The organism is Paracoccus xiamenensis (assembly GCF_011308835.1).
Classification (GTDB): Bacteria; Pseudomonadota; Alphaproteobacteria; order Rhodobacterales; family Rhodobacteraceae; genus Paracoccus; species Paracoccus xiamenensis.
Window position 1 is genome coordinate 63,589 of record NZ_JAAOHY010000009.1, and the last position, 19,467, is coordinate 83,055.

Annotated in this window: 14 protein-coding genes; 1 reads left to right on the plus strand and 13 read right to left on the minus strand. The window is 64.7% G+C overall.

Annotation, left to right across the window (positions count from 1 at the left end):
• Nucleotides 1-14: 14 nt before the first annotated feature.
• The 4 genes from G7044_RS15745 to G7044_RS15760 form a co-directional block, all read right to left on the minus strand.
• The gene (locus G7044_RS15745; protein WP_166330595.1) at nucleotides 15-800 is read right to left on the minus strand and encodes a PhzF family phenazine biosynthesis protein; all 786 of its coding nucleotides are present in this window, start codon (nucleotides 798-800) and stop codon (nucleotides 15-17) included.
• 69 nt (nucleotides 801-869) lie between these two features.
• Nucleotides 870-3,992, minus strand: coding sequence for an efflux RND transporter permease subunit (locus G7044_RS15750; protein ID WP_166330597.1), 3,123 nt, complete (start codon nucleotides 3,990-3,992; stop codon nucleotides 870-872).
• 29 nt (nucleotides 3,993-4,021) lie between these two features.
• The gene (locus tag G7044_RS15755; RefSeq protein WP_166330599.1) at nucleotides 4,022-5,311 is read right to left on the minus strand and encodes an efflux RND transporter periplasmic adaptor subunit; all 1,290 of its coding nucleotides are present in this window, start codon (nucleotides 5,309-5,311) and stop codon (nucleotides 4,022-4,024) included.
• A gap of 175 nt (nucleotides 5,312-5,486) precedes the next feature.
• The gene (locus tag G7044_RS15760) at nucleotides 5,487-5,951 is read right to left on the minus strand and encodes an Lrp/AsnC family transcriptional regulator (protein ID WP_166330601.1); all 465 of its coding nucleotides are present in this window, start codon (nucleotides 5,949-5,951) and stop codon (nucleotides 5,487-5,489) included.
• Nucleotides 5,952-6,060: 109 nt separating this feature from the next.
• On the opposite strand from G7044_RS15760, the gene putA reads away from it, so the two are divergent.
• Nucleotides 6,061-9,471 (plus strand): bifunctional proline dehydrogenase/L-glutamate gamma-semialdehyde dehydrogenase PutA, encoded by a 3,411-nt coding sequence (putA, locus tag G7044_RS15765; protein WP_166330603.1) that lies wholly within the window; start codon nucleotides 6,061-6,063, stop codon nucleotides 9,469-9,471.
• A gap of 72 nt (nucleotides 9,472-9,543) precedes the next feature.
• Here putA and G7044_RS15770 read toward each other — a convergent pair whose 3' ends face one another.
• The 9 genes from G7044_RS15770 to G7044_RS15810 form a co-directional block, all read right to left on the minus strand.
• Nucleotides 9,544-10,506, minus strand: a complete 963-nt coding sequence (locus G7044_RS15770; RefSeq protein ID WP_166330605.1) for a dihydrodipicolinate synthase family protein — start codon at nucleotides 10,504-10,506, stop codon at nucleotides 9,544-9,546.
• A gap of 137 nt (nucleotides 10,507-10,643) precedes the next feature.
• Nucleotides 10,644-11,348, minus strand: a complete 705-nt coding sequence (locus G7044_RS15775; protein ID WP_166330606.1) for a GntR family transcriptional regulator — start codon at nucleotides 11,346-11,348, stop codon at nucleotides 10,644-10,646.
• 74 nt (nucleotides 11,349-11,422) lie between these two features.
• Complete coding sequence (locus tag G7044_RS15780; RefSeq protein ID WP_166330608.1) at nucleotides 11,423-12,451, minus strand: trans-3-hydroxy-L-proline dehydratase; 1,029 nt, start codon at nucleotides 12,449-12,451, stop codon at nucleotides 11,423-11,425.
• A gap of 15 nt (nucleotides 12,452-12,466) precedes the next feature.
• On the minus strand, nucleotides 12,467-13,777 hold the full coding sequence (locus tag G7044_RS15785; protein WP_166330610.1) for a TRAP transporter large permease: 1,311 nt from the start codon (nucleotides 13,775-13,777) through the stop codon (nucleotides 12,467-12,469).
• Nucleotide 13,778: 1 nt separating this feature from the next.
• A complete protein-coding gene (locus G7044_RS15790; protein WP_166330612.1) occupies nucleotides 13,779-14,297 on the minus strand; it encodes a TRAP transporter small permease subunit in 519 nt (172 codons plus the stop codon).
• A gap of 20 nt (nucleotides 14,298-14,317) precedes the next feature.
• On the minus strand, nucleotides 14,318-15,379 hold the full coding sequence (gene dctP / locus G7044_RS15795; protein WP_166330614.1) for a TRAP transporter substrate-binding protein DctP: 1,062 nt from the start codon (nucleotides 15,377-15,379) through the stop codon (nucleotides 14,318-14,320).
• Between the two features lie 182 nt (nucleotides 15,380-15,561).
• Nucleotides 15,562-17,235 carry a cis-3-hydroxy-L-proline dehydratase gene (lhpI, locus tag G7044_RS15800; protein ID WP_166330616.1) on the minus strand — a complete coding sequence of 558 codons (1,674 nt, stop codon included), beginning with the start codon at nucleotides 17,233-17,235 and terminating at the stop codon, nucleotides 15,562-15,564.
• Complete coding sequence (locus G7044_RS15805) at nucleotides 17,232-18,233, minus strand: 4-hydroxyproline epimerase (protein ID WP_166330617.1); 1,002 nt, start codon at nucleotides 18,231-18,233, stop codon at nucleotides 17,232-17,234. Before G7044_RS15805 ends, lhpI begins: the two co-directional genes overlap by 4 nt.
• 4 nt (nucleotides 18,234-18,237) lie before the next feature.
• Nucleotides 18,238-19,467: an NAD(P)/FAD-dependent oxidoreductase gene (locus tag G7044_RS15810; protein ID WP_166330619.1), complete on the minus strand. Its 1,230-nt coding sequence runs from the start codon at nucleotides 19,465-19,467 to the stop codon at nucleotides 18,238-18,240.

Consider the following 19,467-nt stretch of genomic DNA (forward strand, 5'->3'; position numbering starts at 1 on the left):
GCGGGCGCGCAACGCTAGGGCAGGAAGATCCGGCCTTCCATGAACGTCACGGCTTGCCCGGTCAGGATCACCCGGTCGCCGGCCAGTTCGCAGCCCAGCCAGCCGCCGCGGGCCGAGGCCTGAAAGGCGGTCAGCCGGTCGCGTCCCAGCCGCTCGGCCCAATACGGCACCAGCGTCGAATGGATCGAGCCGGTAACCGGGTCTTCGGGGATACCGGCGCCGGGGACGAAATAGCGTGATATGAAATCGGCGCGATCCTCGCCCCGCGCGGTGATGACCAGCCCCTCACGGCCCAGCCCGGACAGCGCCGCCAAATCGGGCTGGAAGCTGCGGATGGCATCGGCGCTGTCCAGCTCGGCAAACAGGTTCTCGAAATTGCGAAAGATCCGGCGCGGCGGGGTGGCAAAGCTGCTGGCGGCCTCGGGGGGCAGGGCGTCCAGCGGCTCGGGCGGCAGGCTGGGCAGATCCAGTTGATAGCCGGCCTCTGCGCGGCTGACCTGAAGGGTGCCGATGCGGGTGTGAAAGACCAGCGGGCCGGGGGCATCGTGTTCGGTAAACAGGATATGGGCGGTGGCCAGCGTGGCATGGCCGCAAAAATCGACCTCCATCGCCGGGGTGCACCAGCGCAGATCCCAGCCGCCATCTGGGCGCGGCCGGGTGAAGGCGGTCTCGGCCAGGTTGTTTTCCTGCGCGATGCTCAGCATCAGATCGTCGCTCAGCCAGTCATCCAGCACCAGCACCGCGGCGGGATTGCCGGCGAAGGGGCGGTCTGTGAAAGCGTCGACCTGAAACATGCGCATAAGATTGTCCTGCCCGCAGATTGTGTTCGCAATTGCAAAACGGCCCCGCGATGCGGGGCCGTTTCCGGATCAGTGGGTGGTCGCCGGTGTCGGCTCGTCGATCTGGTCGCCGCGCTGCAAAAGACGGCGCAGCAGCACATAGAACAGCGGCGCGAAGATGATCGCCAGCACCGTCGCCATCAGCGTGCCCCCCAGCACCGTCGCGCCGATGGCGTTACGGCCGTTGGCGCCCGCGCCGGTCGACAGCACCAGCGGCGTCACCCCCAGCGAGAAGGCGATCGAGGTCATGATGATCGGGCGGAAACGCTGACGCGCGGCCTCGACCACGGCCTTGTACAGCGGCACCCCGGCCTCGGACTGTTCCTTGGCGAATTCGACGATCAGGATGGCGTTCTTCCCGGTCAGGCCGATCACCGTCAGCAGGCCGACCTGGAAGAAGACGCCGTTGTCGAACTTGCCCAGCCAGGCCCCGATCAGCGCGCCCAGCACCCCGATGGGCATCACCAGGATGACCGCGAAGGGGATCGACCAGCTTTCATACAGCGCCGCGAGGCACAGGAACACCGCCGCCAGCGACAGCGCGTAAAGCATGGTCGTCTGGTCGCCCGATTCTCGTTCCTCCAGCGACAGGCCGGTCCAGGCGACCGCAAAGCCGGGCGGCAGCTGGCTGGCCAGATTCTCGATCTCCAGCATCGCATCGCCCGAACTGACGCCGGGAACCGGCATCCCCTGGATCTGCATGGCCGGCACGCCGTTATAGCGGTTCAGACCCTGCGGCCCGAAGGTCCAGTTCCCTTCCGTGAAGTTCGAGAAGGGGACCAGCCCGCCGGTCGCATTGCGCACCCGCCACTTGTCCAGATCGGTCGGGGCCGAACGGCTGTTCGCCTCGCCCTGAACATAGACCTTCTTGATGCGGCCGCGATCGATGAAGTCGTTCACGTAAGCACCGGTCCAGGCCACCTGCAACAGGTTGGCCACGTCGGTCGCGGTGACACCCATCGCCCCGGCCTCGCGCCAGTCGATATCCAGCCGGTATTGCGCGGCATCTTCCAGCCCCGAGGGGCGAACCTGTGTCAGCAGCGGGCTTTGTGCCGCCATGCCAAGCATCTGGTTGCGGGCTTCCAGCAGCTGTTCATGGTTCTGACCGCCACGCGCCTGCAGGTAGAAGTCAAAGCCCGAGGCGTTGCCCAGTTCGATCACCGAAGGCGGCACCACCGGGAAGACAAGGGCATCGCGGATCTGCGACAACGCCCCGTAGGACCGGCCGGCAAGCGCCTGCACGTTCAGGGCCGGATCCTCGCGTTCGGCCCAGTCCTTCAGGCGGACAAAGGCCATGCCGACGTTCTGACCCTGACCGGCAAAGCTGAAACCGCTGACCGCAAAGACAGATTCGACCGCTTCCGATTCCTGGGTCAGGTAATAATCCTCGATGGTGTCGATGACGGCGGCAGTGCGTTCGGTGGTGGCACCTGTCGGCCCCTGAACCAGCACGAACATGATCCCCTGATCCTCGTCGGGCAGAAAGCCGCTGGGCGTGCGGACAAACAGCAACGCCATGACCGCGACCAGCCCGGCATAGATCAGCAGCATCCGCAGCGGGCGGCGCACCGCCCAGTTGACAGTGCCGGTATAGCCGTTCGTGGTCTTGTCAAAGCCGCGGTTGAACAGACCGAAGAAGCCTTTCTTCGGCCCATGCGACTGCTTCAGCATCGAAGCGCAAAGCGCTGGCGTCAGCGTCAGCGCCACGACCACCGACAGACCCATGGCCGAGACGATGGTGATGGCGAATTGCTGATAGATGACGCCCGTGGCCCCGCCAAAGAAGGCCATCGGCACGAACACCGCCGACAGCACCAGCGCGATGCCGATCAGGGCGCCGGTGATCTGGCCCATGGATTTGCGCGTGGCCTCGCGCGGGGACAGCCCCTCATCCTCCATGATGCGTTCGACGTTTTCGACCACGACGATGGCGTCATCGACCAGCAGGCCGATGGCCAGCACCATGGCCAGCATGGTCAGCGTGTTGATGGTAAAGCCCAGCAGCGCCATGATCCCGAAGGTGCCCAGCAGAACGATTGGCACGGCCAGCGTGGGGATCAGCGTTGCGCGCCAGTTCTGCAGGAACAGATACATCACGACAAAGACCAGCACGATGGCTTCGATCAGCGTCTTGACCACTTCCTCGATAGAGATCTCGACGAAGGGGGTGGTGTCGTAGGGAATGACGTAATCAATGCCTTCGGGGAAGAACTCGGCGAATTCCTCCATCCGTTCCTTCACCAGCTCGGCCGTATCCAGCGCGTTCGCGCCGGGCGCCAGGCTGATCGCCATCCCCGAGGCCGGGCGGCCGTTATAGGTCGCATCGGCGCTATAGCTTTCGGCGCCGATTTCGACCCGTGCAACGTCTTGCAGCAGCACCAGCCCGCCGTCTTCTTCGGCGCGCAGGACGATCTGGCGGAACTCTGCCGGGGTGGACAGCAGCGATTGCGCCGTCACGGTGGCGTTCAGCTGCTGGCCTTCCATCGTCGGGCGGTCCCCGAAGGCCCCGGCCGAGATCTGGGTGTTCTGCGCCGATACAGCCGCCACCACGTCCGAGGGTGCCAGTTCGTAAGCCGCCAGCTTGTCGGGATCCAGCCAGATGCGCATGGCATATTGCGCCCCGAAAACCTGCACCGAACCGATGCCCTCGATCCGGCTGAGGTCGTCGACCATGTTCGAAACCATATAGTCCGACAGGTCGTCCTGATTATAATTGTCGTCGCCGATCAGGCCGATCACCATCAGAAAGCCCGATGCGGCCTTCTCGACGGTGACGCCCTGACGCTGCACCGCTTCGGGCAGCAGTGGCGTCGCCTGTGACAGCTTGTTCTGGACCTGAACCTGGGCGATGTCTTCGTCGGTGCCGGTCTCGAAGGTCAGCGTCGTGGTCGCCGTCCCCGCCGAGGTCGAGCTGGAGGACATATAGCGCATGCCGTCCAGACCCGTCATCTGCTGTTCGATGACCTGCGTAACCGTGTTGGCCACGGTTTCCGCCGAGGCCCCCGGATAAATCGCGTTGACGGTGACCGAAGGCGGCGCGATCTGCGGATACTGCGCCACCGGCAGCGTCATGATCGACAGGATGCCGATCCCCATGATGATGATAGAGATGACCCAGGCAAAGACGGGCCGGTCGATAAAGAAGCGTGACATGGATGTCCCTCGCTGATCCGGGCCGGGGCTTAGTTGCCGGCGCCTGCCTGTTCCGTCTCTGCCGTGGCCGGGGCGTCAGCCTCGGTTTCTGCGGCTTCGGTGCCTTCCGCTGGGGCTGCGCCTTCCGCTGGGGCTGCGCCTTCTGCCGGGGCTGCGCCTTCTGCCGGGGCTGCGCCTTCAGCGCCTGCGGCCGGGGCTTCTGCGGCTTCGGCGGGGGCTTCCTCGGGCGTGACGGTGGCGCCGGCTGCAACCTTCTGCAGGCCCTCGACAATGACGCGGTCGCCGGGCTCCAGCCCCGCGCGGATCACCCAGGAATTGCCGTGATCCTGCACGACATCCAGCGCGCGCTCCTCGACCACGTTCTGATCGTTGACCACCAGCGCAATCGGCCGGCCACGGCGGTCGCGCGTGACCGACTGCTGCGGGGCCAGAACGGCATCCTTCATCTCCGCCTGCGGGATGATCGCCAGCGCGTACATGCCCGGCAGCAGCAATTCGTCGGGATTGTCAAAGGACATGCGCAGCGTCACCACGCCGGTGGTTTCGTTCACATGCGGCTCGGCGGCCGTCAACGAACCTGTGTGGTCGTACAGCGTGCCATCAGCCAGCCGCAGCGTCACCGTGCTGTCTGCATCCTCGGGCAATTGGTCCTTGGCGCCCTGACGTTGCCAGCGCACGATATCGGCGGCCGATTGGGTCACGTCGACATGGACCGGGTCGATGGTGCGGATCACCGCCAGCGGTGTCGCCTGACCCGCCGTCACCAGCGAACCCTGCGTCGTCTGCGCAAGGCCGATCACCCCGTCCAGCGGCGCGGTGATGGTGGTGCGGTCAAGGTCGATATTGGCGGCCTGAAGCTGTGCCTCGGCGGCCTTGACGGCGGCATCCGCGGCATCCCGAGCGGCCACGGCGGTTTCCAGCGTCTGCACGCTGGCCACGCGGCGGTCGCGCAGTTCGGCCACGCGATCGGCTTCGCTGACGGCCTGCGCGGCCTGCGCCCGGGCTTGCAGAAGCGAGGCCTCTGCCTGCGCGACCGCAGCCTCATAGCTGCGCGGGTCGATCCGATACAGCGGGTCGCCTTCTTGCACGAGGCTGCCTTCTTCGAACAGGCGCTCCATGATGATGCCGTTGACCTGCGGGCGCAGCTCTGCCTCGGCCGAGGCGACGACCCGGCCCGGCAGCGTCGCGGTCAGGGTAATATCCTCGCCCTTCAGCGTGACGACGGTGACCGCCGGCGGCGGCGGGGCTTCCCCACCCTGTTCCTGAGCAAAAGCGGCCATGCCGCCCAGCAGGGTGACGCCGATCGCGCTAACGCGCATTACAGTTTGAATTGGTTTCATTTCTGGCAACCGTTCCGAGAAGTGTGATTTCCGGATTCGCACCGCACGGCACAGCTGCAAGGCGCGACACATGGCCAGACATGTAAGGCATAAGATCGGCTGCTGCAATCGCAGCCGGTCCAGACAGCCAAGCGACGTCGCGGCGCAAGTCGGATCAGATTTCAGTCCAGCTTTGCTCGACAACAGCCTCCATCGCGACGTAACTGGTGGTCGCGGTGACATGGGGCAGGGCGGAAATATCATCCGCCATGATCTGCCGAAAATGCGTCATATCGCGCGAACGCACCTTCAGCAGATAATCGAAACCGCCGGCGATCAGGTAACATTCCTCGACCTCGGAAATCGCGCGGACGGCATCGTTGAACTGCTCCAGCGCGCGCTGGCGGGTGTCGGACAGACGCACCTCGATATAGGTCACATGGGTCAGCCCAAGGCGCAGCGGCGACAGGATGGCGCGATAGCCGGTAATCAGGCCCATCTCCTCCAACTGCTTGATGCGCTGGGTGACGGGGGTTTTCGACAGCCCGACCTTGCGGGCCAGTTCGCTGATGGGGATGCGGGCATTGGCGACCAGCTCCGCGAGGATTCTGCGGTTGGTCTGGTCCAGTTCTGGGGTCATCGCCTGAATATGCCCTTGAAATAAGTCGATAAGTCTTCATTTCGCGCCAAGATTGGGCGCATCGGCTATAATGTATCAGATATGAGGCATTCACAACACGGAGAATCCCATGCCAGCAGTCCCGGCCCTGTCCGACTTCACGCTTGACGCCAAGTTCCGCCCCGCGCCGGGTCTTATGCAGCAGCTCGTGGCCCAGGCGGCCCTGTCGCCCGAGACGCGCGCCCGCATCAGCGCCAATGCCGCCGATCTGGTCCGCCGCATCCGCACCGAAGACAAGCCGACGCTGATGGAACATTTCCTCGCGGAATACGGCCTGTCCACCCGCGAAGGCGTGGCCCTGATGTGCCTGGCCGAGGCGATGCTGCGCGTTCCCGACCGCATGACCATCGACGCCCTGATCGAAGACAAGATCGCGCCGTCCGACTGGGGCCGGCATCTGGGCGAGGCCTCGTCGTCGCTGGTCAACGCCTCGACCTGGGCCTTGATGCTGACCGGCAAGGTGCTGGATGACGACCAGCCCGGCATCGTCGGCACCCTGCGCGGGGCCGTCCGCCGCCTTGGTGAGCCGGTGATCCGCACCGCCGTTGGCCGCGTGATGCGCGAAATGGGCCGTCAATTCGTGCTGGGCCAGACCATCGACAAGGCGCTGGATCGCGCCAAGACGCTGGAATCGCAAGGCTACAGCTACAGCTATGACATGCTGGGCGAGGCCGCGATGACCCGCGCCGATGCCGCCCGCTATGCCCGCGAATATGCCGCCGCGATCGCGGCGATTGCCGGGTCCTGCGACAAGGGCACCGTCCGCGACAACCCCGGCATCTCGATCAAGCTGTCGGCGCTGCATCCCCGTTACGAGGTCGCGCAGGAAGACCGCGTGCTGGCCGAACTGGTGCCGGTCGTCCGCGATCTGGCCCGTCAGGCCAAGGCCGCGAATATGGGCATGAATATCGACGCCGAGGAACAGGACCGGCTGGTCCTGTCGCTGAAGGTGATCGCTGCGGTGATGGCCGACCCCGAACTGGCCGGCTGGGACGGCTTCGGCGTCGTCGTGCAGGCTTATGGCAAGCGCGCGGGCGCGGTGATCGACTGGCTTTATGCGACCGCCACGGCACTGGATCGCAAGATCATGGTGCGACTGGTCAAGGGCGCCTATTGGGACAGCGAGATCAAGCGCGCGCAGGTCGAAGGCCTGCCCGATTTCACCCTGTTCACCAGCAAGGTCGAAACCGATGTCAGCTATATCGCCAATGCGCAGAAGCTGATCGGCTATGCCGACCGCATCTATCCGCAATTCGCCACCCATAACGCCCATACGGTCGCGGCGGTTCTGGATATGGTCGGCGATACCGATTTCGAATTCCAGCGCCTGCATGGCATGGGCGAACGCCTGCATGACATCGTGATCCGCGAAACCAAGGGCCGCTGCCGCATCTATGCGCCGGTCGGCGCGCATCGCGACCTGCTGGCCTATCTGGTCCGCCGCCTGCTGGAAAACGGCGCAAACAGCAGCTTTGTCCATCAGATCATGGACGATGCCGTGACCCCGGAAGAGGTCGCCCGCGACCCCTTCGCCGCGCTGGAAGACGCGCAGGCACCGGCCACGCTGGTGGCACCCGCCGATCTGTTCGGGGGCCGGCGGCAGAACTCGGAAGGGTTCGACCTGACGGATGAAGACACCCTGAACCGGATCGAAGCCGCGCGTCACATCGACCCAGCCAATGCCGACCCGATCACCGTCAGCGCCCCGACCGGAACACCCCATCCGGTCCGCAACCCGGCGACCGGCGCGGAAATCGCCCAAGTGCTGTTCGCGGATGCCGACACCGCGCGCCGCGCCGTGGCCGATGCGCAGGTCTGGGACGCCCCGGCGACGGAACGCGCCGCTGTGCTGCGCCGCGCCGCCGATCTGTATGAGGAAAACTTCGGCGAGATCTTCGCCATCCTCGCGCAAGAGGCCGGGAAATCCCTGGCCGACGCCGTGGGCGAACTGCGCGAGGCCGTCGATTTCCTGCGCTATTACGCGACCGAGGGCGAGGCCCGCGTGGGCGCGCCGCGCGGCGTGATCGCGGCGATCAGCCCTTGGAACTTCCCGCTGGCCATCTTCACCGGCCAGATCGCCGCGGCCCTGATGGCGGGCAACGCGGTGCTGGCCAAGCCCGCCGAACAGACCCCGCTGATTGCGGCGCTGGCGGTGCGGCTGATGCATCAGGCCGGCGTCCCGGCCTCGGCGCTGCAATTCCTGCCGGGTGACGGCGGGACCGTTGGTGCGGCGATCACCTCGGATCCGGCAATCGCGGGCGTGGTCTTTACCGGCTCGACCGATACCGCGCAGATCATCGCCCGGACCATGGCCGACAATCTGGCCCCCGGCACGCCGCTGATTGCGGAAACCGGCGGGCTGAACGCGATGATCGTCGATTCGACCGCGCTGCCCGAACAGGCGGTGCGCGATATCGTGGCCTCCAGCTTCCGCTCGGCCGGTCAGCGCTGCTCGGCCCTGCGCTGCCTGTATGTGCAGGAAGACGTGGCCCCGCATATGATCGAGATGCTGAAAGGCGCGATGGAGGAGCTGACGCTGGGCAATCCGTGGCATCTGGCGACCGATGTCGGCCCCGTCATCGACACCGAAGCCCAGACAGAGATCGAGACCTATGTCACCGGCAAATCCGCGCAGGTGCTGCACCGCGTCGCCGCGCCCACGGATGGCAGCTTTGTCGCCCCGACCATGCTGAAAGTGTCGGGCATCAACGATCTGGAACGCGAGATCTTCGGCCCGATCCTGCATGTCGCCACCTTCAAGGCGCGCGATTTCGACAAGGTGATCGCCGATGTGAACGCGCGCGGCTATGGCCTGACCTTCGGGCTGCACACCCGCATCGACAGCCGCGTGCAGGAAGTCGCCGACAGCATCCATGTCGGCAACCTTTACGTGAACCGCAACCAGATCGGCGCGGTCGTGGGCAGCCAGCCCTTCGGCGGCGAAGGCCTGTCAGGCACCGGACCCAAGGCGGGCGGGGCGCAATATCTGCCGCGCTTCTACGCGCCCGAGGCACCTTTCGCGAAGGTCTCTGACTGGGCGGTCAAGGCCGATATGGCCAAGATCGAGGCCGCTTTGGTCGAACGCACGCCGCGCGCCATCGGCGACTGGCAGATGCCGGGGCCGACGGGCGAATTGAACCGGCTGACCGCGCTCAGCCGCGGCCCGGTCCTGTGCCTCGGCCCCGGTCCGCTGGCCGTGGCCACGCAGATGAAATCGGTCGAGCTTCTGGGCGGCCGCGCGGTGGGAACCGATGGCGACATCGCGCCCGATGCGCTGGCGTCGCTGAAAGGCATCTCGGCGGTGATGTGGTGGGGCGATGCCGAACGCGGCCGCGCCTATGCGCAGGCGCTCGCATCCCGCAAGGGCGAGATCGTGTCGCTGATCACCGCCATGCCCGATCTGGCCCATGTGGCCCACGAACGCCATCTGTGCGTCGATACGACGGCGGCGGGCGGCAACGCGGCCCTGCTGGCGGGGTAATCGCGAAAAGGAAAGGGCGTGCACACGGTCTGTGCACGCCCTGTGTACAGGCGGTGTACGCGCTGTGATGCCTCAGGCGGCGTATTTCTGCACCGCGCCGGGCTGCTTGGCCCAGTCGGCATACCAAGCGTCGAATAGCTTCAACTGAGCTTCGGCAAAGCCGCGCTGGCTGTCGGTCAGGGCATCGGTTTCGTTGAAATGCAGCGCAAATTCCGGGTGCCCCTTCAGCACCATCAGGTGCTTGAAATACAGCACCAGATCCGGGCCTTCATCGAACGCAGACAGCACCGCCAGCGCCGATTCCAGCTCCAGCGCGCGGGCCCGCGCATCGACATCGCCCTCTGCCGCAGCCTGGCAAAGCGCGACCAGATGCAGCACTTCCTTGGGCAGAACGCAGCCAATCCCGGTGATGGCGCCGGTCGCGCCGCAATTGACAAAGCCGTGATAAACGCCGGTGTCGACGCCGATCATCAGCGTCACATCGTCGTCGCGACTTGTAATGTTTTCAGCAGCATAGCTCATGTCGGCCTTGCCGCCGAACTCCTTGAAGCCGATCAGGTTCGGATGTTCGGCGCGCAGGGCGAAGAACAGATCGGCGCGGGTCGCGAAGCCGTAATAGGGGCTGTTATAGATCACCGCCGGCAGGTCGGGCGCGGCTGCCAGAATGGCCTTGAAGTGGTCGCGCTGCGCAGTCAGCGAGGGACCGCGCGACAGCACGCGCGGGATCACCATCAGCCCCTGCGCGCCGACCTTCTGGGCATGCGCGGCATGGGCCACCGCCATTTTCGTGTTCACCGCACCGGTGCCGACGATGACCGGAATGCCCGCCTTGACCAGCCGCTCGACCCCTTCCATGCGCTCGGCATCGGTCAGCAGCGGCCAATCCCCCATCGAGCCGCAATAGACCACCGCCGACATCCCGGCGTCGATCAGCATCTGCCCCTCGCGCACCAGCGCATCGAAATCGGGGCTGCGATCCGCCTTGCAGGGCGTCATCAGGGCCGGGATGGTGCCGGAAAAAATGTTTGTGTTCATGTCAAGCTCTCCTGTCGAGACGGCGAATCGTGGCGTGTTGAGGTTGATAATACGCGTTGTATTTTATTTGTCGACAAAAAATTCAGCGATGCGAAAACCCGGCCGCAGGCGGGCGGCGCGGGTGCGGAACGGGGTGGTTAAAGCGACAGCGGGCGGCGGCGGTCTTCGGCGATCATACGCTGGATCTGGCGCACGATCTGATCGGCATGCTGGGTGATCAGCCGGTCGGCGGTGTCGATATCGCGCGCTTCAATCGCCGCGATAACATCCTCATGTTCGTCGACATACTGGCGCGGCAGGCGGTCGTCGAATGAGGAATAGTAGATCCGCAGAATGCGCCGCCCCTCATCCAGCAGGCGGCTGAAAAGGCTGGAGTAATAGGGGTTGCGTCCCGCCTCGGCGATGGCGGCGTGCAGGTCGCGATTGGTGGCGATCATGGCCAGTGCATCCTGCGCCTCGACCGCGCGGGTGAAGGCGGCCTGATGGGCGCGGATCTGGGCCAGGTCTGCTTCGGTCCGGTATTCGGCGGCCAGCCGCGTCGTCACCCGGTACATCAGCGTCAGTGCATCAAAGAACGTGTGCAGGTTCAGAAAGTCGATATTCGACACCACGGTCGAGCGGTTGGGAAGCGTCGTCACCAACCCTTCGCCGGCCAGACGCACCAGTGCCTCGCGGATCGGGGTGCGCGACATCGACAGCCGTTCGGACAGCTGGATCTCGTCGATGGGGCTGCCGGGCGGCAGGACGAGGTTCAGGATATCGTCGCGCAGGATCTCGTAGACGAATTTAACACCTTCGCCACGTTTGCGTTCTGGGATTGCTGCTTCCGGGAGCTTTGTCATGCACTTCACTTTCAGTCGACAACCTGAATATTCGACAGATCGAGACATATCAATGCGCAGCGCGAGGCTTGGTTTCAGCGCGCGCCCCAGCTGTCGCTCAGCCTGTAGCCTTCCGGCCAGGGATCCGAAGGGTCCAGCATGTGCTGGTGAATGCCGGTGATCCAGCCCCGGCCAGAGATCTCGGGCAGGATCGCCGGCGTGTCGCCGACCGTGGTCGTGCCCAGTATACTCCCCCCGAAGGTCGACCCGATCAGCGATTCCGCCGTCAGGTGATCGGCCTCGGTCATTTGGCCCCGCGCATGCAGCACTGCCATCCGCGCCGACAGCGCCGTGCCGGTGGGCGAGCGGTCGACCTTGCCGGGCTGAATCGCCACGGCGGCCTTGGCGTGCAGCTGGCTGCCTTCGCGGCGAACCGCGCCGGCAAACAGGCAAAAGCTGAAATGCGTCCAGTCGGGCAGGGTCGGGTGACGAAACTGCATCTGTTCATTCGCGGCATTGGTGATGCGGACACCAAGCCGGGCGATGTCATGGGCCTCGTCCGGGGTCATGGCGAAACCCATTGCCGCCGGGTCGACGAAGACGAAACTGTCGCCGCCAAAGGCCACATCGACGGTCAGGGTGCCGATGCCCTCGACTTCCAGCGTTTGATCCAGCGGGCCGGCGAAGCTGGGGAGGTTCTGCACGAAGATGCGCTGTGCCTTGCCATCCTTGCATTCGGCGCGGACCCGGACCAGCCCGCCCGGCGCTTCCAGCACCAGATGGGTTTCGGGTTCAACCATCGGGATCAGCCCGCCATCCAGCAGCACCGTGGACACGCATATCGAGTTCGAGCCGGACATCGGCGGCGTGTCCTCGGGTTCCATGATGATAAAGGCGGCGTCTGCCTCGGGATGTTTGGGCGGCACCAGCAGGTTCACATGGCGGAAGACGCCGCCCCTCGGTTCGTTCAGGACGAAATTGCGCAGGCGGTTGTCGGCGGCGATCCAGCGGGATTGTTCCCAGATCGTCGCGCCCGGCGGCGGCATGACGCCGCCCACGATGACATCGCCGACCTCTCCCTCGGCATGGGCGGAAATGACGTGAATGGTCTTGCTGCTGCGCATGATGCTCTCCCTCGATCAAATGCCGACGATACGGTCCGGCAGCCAGGTGACAAGCACCGGGAAGGCCGCGACGATCAGCAGGGTCAGTATTTGCAGCCCCACGAAGGGCAACACGCCCCGGCACATCTGGCCATAGGTCATATCCTTGGGCGCAATGGATTTCAGATAAAAGATGGCAGAGGCCATGGGCGGCGTCAGGTAGCTGGTCTGGATTACGATGATGACCAGCGTGCCGAACCAGATCGGGTCGATGCCCGCCGCGCGCACGAAGGGCGCAAACAGCGGCACGCAGATCAGCACATTCGCCGTCCAGTCCAGCACGAAGCCCAGCAGGAACACGATCAGCAGGAAGAAGACGATCATGCCGGTGGTGCCCAATCCCGTCGCCTCGATCACGTCGCGGATCAGGCTGGCGCCGCGATTGGCGGCAAAGACGCCCATGAACATGGTGCCGGCAGCGACGATCAGCAGGATCATGGCCGAAATACGAACCGTGATCGACAGCGATTCCGTCAGCACCTTCGGGCTGAACCTGCCATAAAGCACGCACAGGATCAGCGCGCCCGCCGCACCGACGGCGGCGGCCTCGGTAGGCGAGGCGATGCCGCCCAGGATCGAGCCCAGCACCGCGAAGATCAGCGCAAAGACCGGCAGCAGCGTTGTCACCGTCAGCCACAGCTTTTGACCAAGCGGCAGTTCCGGCTCTGGTGCGCCCTTCGGCACCGGCGTGGGCCGGATCATCCCCTGAATGACGATGTATGCCAAAAACAGCCCCACCATCAGCAGCCCCGGCAGGATCATCCCGGCCAGCAGTTTCCCGACCGAGATCTGCGCCAGCGAGGCATACATGACCGCGATGACCGAAGGCGGGATCATCGTCCCCAATGATCCGCCGGCGCAGATTGTGCCTGCAATCAGCTTGTTGTCATATCCCAGCCGCTGCATGGCCGGGATCGCCATCATGCCGATCATCACCTCGACCGCGCCGACAACTCCGGCGGCGGCGGCGAAGATGCCGCCCATGGCAATGGTCGCCAGCGCGATGCCGCCGGGCAATTTCCCCAGCCACATGCTCATCACCTTGAACAGCCGTTCAGCCACGCCTGATCGTTCCAGCAGCGCCCCCATCAGGATGAACATCGGGATCGCGGACAGGATGAAATTGGTCGAGGCCGAATAGAACGATCCGTAAAGCTGGTTGAAGGCGGCGGGGCCAAAGGCCGCCAGCCCGGCGCCGACCGATACGATGGTCAGCGAAAAGGCAATCGGCAGGCCCAGCAGGATCAGCGCGAACAGCGCCGGAAACATCAGCGTTGCAACAAGCATGTCAGGCCTCCAGCCGGAAGGTGTCGTCCCGGCGAGGGTCGATCAGGTTGCGCAGCCCCTCGGCCGCGAGTTGCAGGGCAAGCGCCGCAAGCCCAATGGTCAGGACCGAATAGAAGGGCCACATCAGCGGCGCCCATGGGCTGACGGTCTCGACCTCGCCATTGACGAAGGCGCGCCATGCCCGCTGCCCTGCGATCTTGGCCAGCATGGCGAAGATCGGGCACAGCACGAACAGGAATGCGATGCCGTCAATGGCGCCCCGGACGCGCGGGGGGAACCGGCTGGACAGCACGTCGATGCGCACATGGGCGTCCTGGCGCAGGGTCTGGGCCGCGCCCAGTACGAACAGGGCGCCGGTGCTCATATAGGCGATGTCGAAGGCCCAGAGGGTCGGCGCGCCAAAGACATAGCGCGCCACCACTTCGTAAAGCATCGAGGCAATCAGAAGGATGACGACCAGTTCGGAAATGCGCCCAAGCAGCGCCGAAAACGCGTCGATCAGTGAAAGCAGTTTCTTCATTCTTGCCCCCTGCTGTCAGATCAGTTCTGGTTGCGGATCAGATAGCCGCTTTCAGCCGCCCAGCGATTCTGGAACTCCGTGTAATTGGTCAGGACGTCCTTCATCTCGGCCCGGCCTTCGCCGGCCTCTGCCTCGGCCTTTTTGGTGATCCAGTCGCGACCCGCGGCCGAAAGCTCTTCGACGAAGGCGGGATCAAGCGCGATGATTTCCACATTGGTGCCGCGGAACTGCTCCATCGCAGCAATATCCTGCGCATAGAAATGGTTCAGCGCCTGCAGCGTGGTCAGTTGCGCCGCTGCTTCCAGTTTCGGCTTCAGATCATCCGCCAGCGCGTCCCAGGTTTCCTGCTTGACCACCACTTCCCACAGGAAGGTCGGCTGATGCACCCCCGGCGTCACGATATAGGGCGCGGCTTCGTGGAAACCTTCCGGCAGGTTGCCCGAGGGCGGGCCCCATTCGATGGCATCCACACCCTTGCGTTCCAGAAGGGTATAGATCTCGCCCGGCGGGACCACGGTCGGAACAGCGCCGAAATAGTCCTTCATCACCTCGGCCCAGGGACCAGAGGTGCGGTATTTCAGGCCCTTCAGATCCTCAGCGGTCTTCAGCGGCTTGTTGGAATGGGCCATGATCTCGGACGAGCCGATGCCGACGACCAGCGATTTCAGCCCTTCTGTAGCACGCAGTTTTTCCAGCGCGTCCTTGCCACCTTCCTCATAGATCCAGGTGGTATAGGCTTCCGGCCCCATCCCGCCCGGAAAGCCCGAGAAGATGGCGTTTTCGGGGTTCTGGTTGACCAGATAGCTGGGGGTGGAATGCCCGGCCTCGGTGATGCCGTCCTTGACGCCGGCATAGACCTCCAACGCGGGGACAAGAATGCCGGCGCCGAAGGGCTGGATTTCCACCCGGCCATCGGTCAGCAGCTCGACGTTATCGGCAAAGCGGACAAGAAAACTCTCGTAATAGGGCGAGCCTTCGGGGACCGAGGTCGGCACCCGCCAGCTGACCTCCTGCGCGGCGGCGGCAAATGCGAGGGCGGAAAAACCACCTGCCAACATCGTTCTGAGGACGAAGTCTTTCATGTCTTGCTCCCTGTTGATTCACGTTTACGCAGAAAGAATATGTTGAATATTTTACATGTCGACAAAAATGTGTGGTTTGATCCGTTTTTTTTGTTGGTGGACACGCAGGACGGGAAAGGCATGCGCAAAACATGCGCAAGCCGGGCGCGGATCGCCTGGCATGGGTGGTTCTGCGGCAGGGGTCAGGCCAGCCAGACCGGCAGGGGCTTGGCGGCGCGGCCCGTCAGCGCTGCTGTCGCGCATTCGACAAGGCTGCCGAAACGCAGGGCGCGGCGGGACAGGCCGGGGCCGTAATGGGCGTATTTGCCCGAATTGGTCATCACCGTGCGCGTTTCGGGCGGAAAGACCGGCTCGGTGATCGAACACCAGCAGAGATCGGGGATGACCTGCACTCCCGATGTTTCCAGTGTGGCAAGCGTCCCATCCGCCCGCAATGCGTCGATGATCTCGCGCCCGGCGGTAAGGATGGTGGCCGCGCTGACTGTGCGGCGGTCAAGCAGCCGGGCCAGTTCGCGGCATTCGGCGGCCGAGGCATGAGGGCTGCCGATGGCGACCAGCTCGACGGTCTCAGGGCCCTGGTTGAAGTCCTGCCAGGCGCGGACCAGATCGGCGCGGGTGATTTGGCGGCGGTCTGCATCGGGCTTTGGGGCAAGGTCGGCTTCGGGCGTCACCCCTTCGATATGCAGCATCGGCGCGGCCGAGGTGGTACCGAAGGCCGCGCAAAGTGCCTTGAGATCGTCCGCCGTTGGTGCGTGACGTGCCAGCCCATGCAACAGCGGGATCCGGTCGGGCGAGGCAAGCCCGGCCAGATAGCCGACCAGCGGCCATATCGCGTCATCGGCGCCCTCTGGCAGGTCGAAATCCAGTAGCCGCGCGGGGCGGCGTTCGTCTTGCAGATAGACGCCCGACAGTGGCGCGCGCCCGGTCATAGCGATGAACAGATCAAGATAGTCGGGATGTTTCGGTGTGCGCGCGCCCAACACGGTATTGGCGTAAATCACCGCGTTCGACTCCGCCCAGGCTATATCTTCGCCATTGGCGGGCCGGTCAGCCAGCAGATAGGGCGCGCAGGTAAAGCTGGGCCGGCAGCCCATGCGCACATAGGCATCCGCCAGCCGTGAAGCCTGATCGCCAAACAGCATCGGCACGCCTTGGCGTTGCCAGTTCTGGCGGTCCACCGAAATTGCGTTGATTGTCGTCGGCACCTGCACGCGCGCACCCATCGCAGCCATCTTTTCGGCGAATATCAGATTGGCCTGATTGGCGAGGATGCAGCCGTCGATATGACCGCGAGTCACTTGCGTCAGGCTGCGTGCGCCTTGCAGCCGGGCCATGGCGCAGATGACCCGCATCGCCAGCGCTGCGGCCTTTCCGTCGCGACACGACAGGACTGCTCGGTCCTCCTCGGTCAGGGTCAGGTCGCCTGGCGGCGGGTCGGCGATGGGCAGCGCGATGCCGTCGCCAATGATCCGATTGGGCGTGACGGTCAGTCGTGGTGACTGTGACAGCCGCGCAAGATCACCGGGCGTCACGCGCAGCACCGGCAGGGCGCGGCCAAACATCTCTGCACCGATCAGCGCGCCGAGCGTCGCCACGTCCTCGGCTTCGGAAAAGATCAGCGCGGCGGGGGCAAAGCCGTTCAGCAGCATCTCCAGAATCACGCCAGAGCCGGAGCAGGAGCCGCGCGTGGTCGGCATCAGCACCACGCGCCCGTTCAGTTCGGCGCGATAGGCCGGGTGGTGTTCGTCGATGACGCGCGCGCTGTCGGGATCGACACCGCCCCAGAAGCTGAGACCCTGATCCATCGCCAGTACCGGCCCTTCGGCCGTGCCGGTCAGGACGCGGGTGGCAGTCATTTCACCACGAAGCCATGCGCGAAGGGGTCGCGGTCGTCGATGAAGATGGTGTTATAGCCGGTCATCCGCGCCCATCCGGCGATCGACGGAATGATGGCCGTGCGTCCCGCGACCTGCGTTTCCGCTTCCATGCGGCCCTTGAAGATCGAGCCGATGATGGATTCGTGCCAGAACTCATCGCCGACGGCCAGCTTGCCCTTGGCCGCCAGCTGCGCCATCCGGGCAGAGGTCCCGGTGCCGCAGGGGCTGCGGTCGATCGCCTTGTCGCCGTAAAACACGGCGTTGCGAGCATGTGCACCTTCCACGGTCGGCTGGCCGGTCCAGAGTATATGCGATAGCCCGTTGATTGCCGGGTGTTCTGGGTGGACGAATTCGTATTTCGCGTTCAACGCCGCGCGCAGCTTGGGCGAGAAGCCGACCAGCTCGCCCGCAGTGAAATCGGCCATATCGCGGAAATTCTTCTGCGGCTCGACAATTGCATAGAAATTGCCCCCATAGGAGACGTCCACGACGACTTCGCCCAAACCCTCGACCTCTGCCGTCAGGCCCTCGGCATACAGAAAGCCCGGCACGTTCGTCAGGCGCACTTCCTCGACAAAGCGGCCGTCCTGAACATAGCTGATGTCGACCTTGCCGGCGGGGGTTTCGATGGACAGCCGGCCCGGCTCTCGCGGGTGGATCAGCCCGTTCTCGATGCCCATCGTAATGGTGCCGATGGTGCCGTGCCCGCACATGGCCAGACAGCCCGAGGTTTCGATGAACAGCACGGCCACGTCGCAATCGGGCCGCGTCGGCGGGTAAAGGATTGTGCCCGACATCATGTCATGGCCGCGGGGTTCGAACATCAGGCCGGTGCGGATCCAGTCGAATTCGCGCAGGAAATGGGCGCGCTTTTCCAGCATGTCGCGCCCCTCCAGCCGCGGGCCACCGCCCGAGACGAGGCGGACCGGATTGCCGCAGGTATGGCCGTCGATGCAGGAAAACGTGTGGGTTGCCATGGGATCAGAACCGTGAGGGGGCGAAGGGTTGCAGGTCGATTGCGGGGGGCTGGCAGGTGACAAGATCGCTGACCAGCCGGGCCATTGCGGCGGATTGGGTCAGGCCCAGATGGCCGTTTCCAAAGGCATAGATCACGCGCGGCCCGGCACTGGACGGGCCGATCACCGGCAGCGTGTCGGGCAGAGACGGGCGGAAGCCCATCCATTGAGTACCGCCTTCGGTCTTAAGATCAGGGAAGAAGGACTTGGCTTTCTTCAGCATCGCCTCGGCACGTTTATAGTTCGGGGGCGCGTCCAGCCCGCCAAGCTCCACCGCGCCGCCGACACGAATACCTGTATCCAGCTTGGTGACCATGAAGCCATGCCCGCCAAAGGTGATCTGCACGCGCAGATCCAGCGCGTCAGGGGGCAGGGTGGTGTTATAGCCGCGCTCGGTTTCCAGCGGGATCCTGTCGCCAAGGGTCCGCGCGATACGGTGCGAAAACGCCCCTGCCGCCAGCACCACCTGCGGCACGCGGCGGGTGTCGTTGATGACAACGTTGTCGCCGTTGATGCGCAGGTTGCGGACCTCGGCCCTTTCGATCACCCCGCCACGTTCCGCGAAGCGATCCGCAAGGGCCAGCGTGTAATCCTTTGGGTCGGAAATCGACCAATAGGCGGGCGTGAACGTGCCGCTGGTGAAGCGGGGGGAGAGGCCGGGCTGGATCTCGTCCATTTCCGCGCGGGTCAGGTGGCGGAAATCAAAGCCGTGGCGTTCGCGGGCCTGCCATGTCGGCAGCGAGGCCCGAAATTCCTTCTCGGATTCATAGACCTGCAAATTGCCGTATTTGCGCAACAGATTGCCGTGGCCGTTGGCGGCCAGGAACGGCTCCAGCTCTGCCCGTGCGAGGTCGATCAGCGCCGTCTGCGCGTCGGTCGAATGGCGCACCCGATGCGGCATCGAGGCCATGGCAAACCGGGTCATCCATGGCGCGATCTTCAGCGCGTAAGACGGCGGCACCGACAAGGGTCCCAGCGGGTCCAGCAGCCATTTCGGTGCTTTCAGCAGCGTCGAAGGCGAAGCCAGCGGCATGATCTCCGAAAACGCAAAGCAGCTTGCATTCCCGGCCGACGCCCCCGCCGCCGGGCCTTCGCGGTCCAGCACCGTAACGGCAAGCCCGCGCGCCTGCAAAGCCAGCGCCGAGGAGAGGCCGACGACGCCGGCCCCGATCACGATCACATCCGGCTGTGACAT

Bases quoted from the DNA above. Each gene is read 5' to 3' on its own strand.
- G7044_RS15745 (WP_166330595.1), bottom strand. From the start codon at position 800: ATGCGCATGTTTCAGGTCGACGCTTTCACAGACCGCCCCTTCGCCGGC.
- G7044_RS15750 (WP_166330597.1), bottom strand. From the start codon at position 3,992: ATGTCACGCTTCTTTATCGACCGGCCCGTCTTTGCCTGGGTCATCTCT.
- G7044_RS15755 (WP_166330599.1), bottom strand. From the start codon at position 5,311: ATGCGCGTTAGCGCGATCGGCGTCACCCTGCTGGGCGGCATGGCCGCT.
- G7044_RS15760 (WP_166330601.1), bottom strand. From the start codon at position 5,951: ATGACCCCAGAACTGGACCAGACCAACCGCAGAATCCTCGCGGAGCTG.
- putA (WP_166330603.1), top strand. From the start codon at position 6,061: ATGCCAGCAGTCCCGGCCCTGTCCGACTTCACGCTTGACGCCAAGTTC.
- G7044_RS15770 (WP_166330605.1), bottom strand. From the start codon at position 10,506: ATGAACACAAACATTTTTTCCGGCACCATCCCGGCCCTGATGACGCCC.
- G7044_RS15775 (WP_166330606.1), bottom strand. From the start codon at position 11,348: ATGACAAAGCTCCCGGAAGCAGCAATCCCAGAACGCAAACGTGGCGAA.
- G7044_RS15780 (WP_166330608.1), bottom strand. From the start codon at position 12,451: ATGCGCAGCAGCAAGACCATTCACGTCATTTCCGCCCATGCCGAGGGA.
- G7044_RS15785 (WP_166330610.1), bottom strand. From the start codon at position 13,777: ATGCTTGTTGCAACGCTGATGTTTCCGGCGCTGTTCGCGCTGATCCTG.
- G7044_RS15790 (WP_166330612.1), bottom strand. From the start codon at position 14,297: ATGAAGAAACTGCTTTCACTGATCGACGCGTTTTCGGCGCTGCTTGGG.
- dctP (WP_166330614.1), bottom strand. From the start codon at position 15,379: ATGAAAGACTTCGTCCTCAGAACGATGTTGGCAGGTGGTTTTTCCGCC.
- lhpI (WP_166330616.1), bottom strand. From the start codon at position 17,235: ATGACTGCCACCCGCGTCCTGACCGGCACGGCCGAAGGGCCGGTACTG.
- G7044_RS15805 (WP_166330617.1), bottom strand. From the start codon at position 18,233: ATGGCAACCCACACGTTTTCCTGCATCGACGGCCATACCTGCGGCAAT.
- G7044_RS15810 (WP_166330619.1), bottom strand. From the start codon at position 19,467: ATGTCACAGCCGGATGTGATCGTGATCGGGGCCGGCGTCGTCGGCCTC.